Source organism: Marinobacterium profundum (assembly GCF_001528745.1).
GTDB classification, from domain to species: Bacteria; Pseudomonadota; Gammaproteobacteria; order Pseudomonadales; family Balneatricaceae; genus Marinobacterium_A; species Marinobacterium_A profundum.
This window is the reverse complement of record NZ_BCNS01000226.1, coordinates 1-4,151: the sequence shown is the minus strand read 5'-3', so window position 1 is coordinate 4,151 and position 4,151 is coordinate 1. Positions and strand designations below refer to the sequence as shown.

Sequence of the window (4,151 nt, the reverse complement as noted above, 5' to 3'; positions counted from 1 at the left end):
TGTTGTTGTGGTGGGCTTGAGCTTGGTGCCGCCGAGAAGTAACAGTAAGGGGTCGTCGGCAGCGTCAGAGGTGGATACGAGACAGCAGTACCTGGTCGATACCGGCCAGCGCTATGCGCAACGTCACAAACAGCCGCTCACCGGGCTGACCGACCAAATCCAGGGTCTCGAAACAGGCGCCCTGCAGACTGATATCGGTACAGAGCGCCGAACAGGGCAAACCCGGCTGCGCCCTTGCAGCGTCATCCTCGGTATCCAGCGCTATTTTAAGACGCACAGGGACACGGGTGCAGTTACGGATACGGCGCACTTCCACCTCAGCGGGATACTCAAGATGCCAGTAGCCAAAGGGTTGCGTCTGAATCCGCAATAGCCGGCTGCTAAAGGCACAAATGCGATTGCCCGCCATCAGCCGCACGGTCACCGCCGAGCCCGGATTGACACTGGCAGCCAAAGAGCCTGCGCGGGGCGCAGCGATCAGCACGCTCCCATCCACCCTATAGCCAATGAGCTCGGAAACAAAGCGGCTACGTGGCGTGCGGCTTTCAACCCGCAAGCGCTCGCCCGGTAATGGCCGCAGCTGCGCCAGATCCAGGGATTCGGCACTTTGTTCAAGTGACTTGGGCATTAAAATTCCGGCGTTGTCATGACGCATTAAAAGCGCGACAGCTTACGACAATTTTACCCTGAAGCCGAGCGCCGCAAGCTCCTCGGCCAGCGCGGGCTCCAACCGGCCGGTAACCGTAAGGGTGTCGAACTCCCGCCGCACCGGGTACTCCTTGCGCAGCCGATCAAATGCAGCTCCACGCTCAGCCTGTGGCAAGCCAAGGGTCGCACGCAGCGCGCGATCATCCCGGTAGGGGTCATAGAGCAGACGCATCAGTTCAAGCGCAGTCAGGCCTGGTCCCGCATCTACCTGGGCTACCGATGCCCTGGGCAGATAGTCCTGCAAGGGGGCTGGGCTCGGCAAACCCAGGTGCCGGCACAGCGCCTGGTAGAGCATATAAGTGCCGCGAATCTTGCCGTCCAAACTGTAGCCCGCAATGTGGGGCGAACCCATACGCACAAGGGGCACCAGCGCAGGATCAATAGCGGGTTCATGCTCCCAGACATCCAGCACCAGTGTCAGATCCGGGCGCTGCTGTGCCACCTGCAGCAACGCAGCACCGTCGATGGCCGCGCCGCGACCGGCATTGAGCAAAATAGCCCCCGGACGCAGGCGCTTGAGCTGAACAGCACCCAGCAGATGCTGCGTGGGGTGCGGCCCCGCCGTAACCAGCGGTGTGTGCAGGCAGAGGATATCGGCTTCGTCCAGCAGCCTGTCCAGACTGACAAACGACTCGCCTTCCTCGGCTGCACGCGGAGGATCATTAAGCAGCAGCTTGATACCAAGACGCTCAAGACGGCGCTGCAGGCGGGATCCGACATTGCCAACACCAATGATGCCAACGGTTTTGTCCCGCAGTACAAAACCCTGCTCAGCCGCCAGGCTATAGAGCACGGTCAGCACAAACTCCACCACCGCATCGGCATTGCAGCCAGGCGCGCTGCTAAAGGCTATGCCCTGATCGCACAAGTAGGTCTGATCAACATGATCCATGCCAATGGTTGCCGTGCCCACAAAGCGCACCGGAGTGCCGTCAAGCAATGCCCTGTCTACCCGGGTAATGGAGCGCACCAGCAGCACATCGGCCTCGACCAGGTCGGCGGACGTCATACTGCGACCCGGCAGGGTGCGAATAGTACCAAGATGCCCCAGCAGCGCCTGGAGTGAGGGTATGTTTTCGTCGGCTACTATATTCAGGTGGCTAGACTTCAATCTGTACTCCGGATCTTTACAAATGCCATGGTTTCGGGCTCAATGCGCCGTTACACTCGCTGCTGCCTGCAGCGGGTCTGGCGCGGCTGGCCTGGGTCTGTCGCATAAACGGGTATGCATTCACTGCAACATTTTCCCCCCGATCGAGTTACGGTAAAAGCCCCTTGATAGTACGCTGGCAAAAAGAGCAGGAATACTTCATTGTTCGCCTGTATCAGGACCTTGTCGGAGACTGGATTCTGAGCCAGAGCTGGGGTGATCGAGCCGCAAATGAAGCGACAGTGACCCATACTGTGCTGCACTCCTACAAGGAGGCCAGACGCCTGCTCAGCAGTATCGCCCGTCAGAAGCGCAAGCTGGGCTACCGCCACACCGGCCGCAGCGAAGAACAACTGGGTTTTGACTTCAACTAGCCCCTTCCCAAAGCCAGGGACTTACGACACCCCTGGCCTGCTTAAAGCACTCGCCTTGCGAGGCTCTGAATACAAAGCCACTTTCCTACACTCCAAGCCCGCGACCATAAAAAAAGCCGGCCCCATGACAGAGCCGGCATTCACGATAAGCGTGATAAGAGCCTTGAACATTAAACAATCTGACCGAGCGCACCCCGCCAAAGGCGGGCTCCGTCGAACCGACAGCACAACGGCATAAGCCGTGATAACCGTCAGCGATTTGCGAACAAATCAAACGATAATCTAAACGATAACGATTTGCAATAGCATAAAAATCAATCTCTGGATTCTCGGCACAGGCGACTGATTTTTATACAGCAGGACTTTTGTCGCCCCTTGGACTTTTTCTGATCGCCCAGTTGCACTACAATCACGACACATTGCCGGGGCCAGCCCCATAGCTATTCGTCCATCGCGCCCGAGAGGCGCGTTATTTTTTTGGAGGCCTGATCGTTGACACCCAGTGGCAAGATCAAACTGCAGGGCTTTAACAACCTCACCAAAAGCCTGAGTTTCTGTATTTACGATATCTGCTACACCCGGACTCCGGAGCAGAAAGCAGAATATATCGAGTACATTGATGAGCAATACAACGCTGATCGCCTGACCGAAATCCTGACCGAGGTCTGCGATATCATCGGCGCCAACGTACTGAACGTCGCTCGCCAGGACTATGAGCCCCAGGGCGCGAGCGTTACGATTCTGGTATCCGAGGAGCCGTTGAAAGACTCGCTGTTGGTCGATACATCGGAAAAACCGGGCCCTCTGCAGCCGGACTCCGTCGTAGCGCACCTGGACAAGAGTCATATCTGCGTACACACCTACCCGGAAAGCCATCCGGATAACGGCATCTGCACCTTCCGTGCCGATATCGAGGTGTCTACCTGTGGCGTTATTTCGCCATTGAAAGCGCTGAACTACCTGATCCACAAGCTCGAGTCAGATATAGTGACGATCGACTATCGCGTACGCGGCTTCACCCGCGACGTTCACGGTATCAAGCACTATATCGACCATGATATTCACTCGATCCAGAATTTCATGAGCGACGATATCCGCGATCTGTATCAGATGGTGGATGTGAATGTTTATCAGGAAAACATCTTCCACACCAAGATGATGCTCAACGATTTCGACCTCAACCAGTACCTGTTTGGCACCACCACACAGGGCATGAGCGAAGAAGAAATCAGCACCATTACCGACAATTTGTTTCGCGAGATGCGGGAAATATTCTACGCACGCAACCTGCCGGAAATGCCGTTCAGCCAGGGCTTAGTCTAAGCCCTGGCGACAAAAAAAGCAGGAGCCGGGATTTGCCCCGCTCCTGTTTTTTTTGTTTTTGCCTTTCTTACAAACGCGACTGCATTTTAACCCGGGTTAATAGGTCAACCTGACATCAGCCCGTGGCAAGATTGTCCCACAGTACCCCACCCCAGATCAGCATCACGATCAGCAGCGTAAAAAATACTCCCGCAGACCCCAGATCCTTGGCGCGGCCCGCCAGCTCATGCATTTCGAGCCCAGCCCGATCCACCACCGCCTCTATGGCACTGTTAAACATTTCAGCCATCAACACCAGCAGACAGCTGGCAATCAGCAGCCCGAGCTGGATGCCCGTTTGGGCGACCCAGAACGACAGCGGTATCAGCACCAGCGCCCCATACACCTCATAGCGAAAGGCCGGCTCATGGACGAAAGCCGCACGAATTCCTTTCATTGAGTAGCAGGTCGCGTAGTAAAAACGCGCAGGTCCTGTCACTTTCTCGTTGGGCATCATCCCTCTCCAGACATAGTAAGTCGCGGCTCGAACAAGCCACGGTATTTTGATTCCAGCTCATCGTAACGAATCAGTGTTTCACCATCACTTAATTTCACAC

5 protein-coding genes are annotated in these 4,151 nt (G+C 56.2%); 2 read left to right on the top strand and 3 right to left on the bottom strand.

Features of this window, described 5'->3' with window-relative positions:
* Positions 1–64: 64 nt before the first annotated feature.
* Together MPRO_RS24905 and pdxB are read right to left on the bottom strand one after the other, a co-directional pair.
* Positions 65–628, bottom strand: coding sequence for a flagellar brake protein (locus tag MPRO_RS24905; protein ID WP_082709111.1), 564 nt, complete (start codon positions 626–628; stop codon positions 65–67).
* A gap of 42 nt (positions 629–670) precedes the next feature.
* Complete coding sequence (gene pdxB, locus MPRO_RS24900) at positions 671–1,819, bottom strand: 4-phosphoerythronate dehydrogenase PdxB (RefSeq protein WP_082709110.1); 1,149 nt, start codon at positions 1,817–1,819, stop codon at positions 671–673.
* 164 nt (positions 1,820–1,983) lie between these two features.
* Here pdxB and MPRO_RS24895 point away from each other — a divergent pair, with 164 nt between their 5' ends.
* Together MPRO_RS24895 and speD are read left to right on the top strand one after the other, a co-directional pair.
* Entirely contained in the window at positions 1,984–2,232 is a 249-nt protein-coding gene (locus MPRO_RS24895) for a hypothetical protein (RefSeq protein WP_067299132.1), read from the top strand.
* Positions 2,233–2,724: 492 nt separating this feature from the next.
* On the top strand, positions 2,725–3,555 hold the full coding sequence (gene speD, locus MPRO_RS24890) for an adenosylmethionine decarboxylase (RefSeq protein WP_067299131.1): 831 nt from the start codon (positions 2,725–2,727) through the stop codon (positions 3,553–3,555).
* Between the two features lie 115 nt (positions 3,556–3,670).
* Here the strand turns inward: speD and MPRO_RS24885 are convergent, their stop codons facing one another.
* Positions 3,671–4,048 (bottom strand): diacylglycerol kinase, encoded by a 378-nt coding sequence (locus tag MPRO_RS24885; protein WP_067299129.1) that lies wholly within the window; start codon positions 4,046–4,048, stop codon positions 3,671–3,673.
* Positions 4,049–4,151 lie beyond the last annotated feature (103 nt).

Bases quoted from the DNA above. Each gene is read 5' to 3' on its own strand.
- MPRO_RS24905 (WP_082709111.1), bottom strand. From the start codon at position 628: ATGCCCAAGTCACTTGAACAAAGTGCCGAATCCCTGGATCTGGCGCAG.
- MPRO_RS24885 (WP_067299129.1), bottom strand. From the start codon at position 4,048: ATGCCCAACGAGAAAGTGACAGGACCTGCGCGTTTTTACTACGCGACC.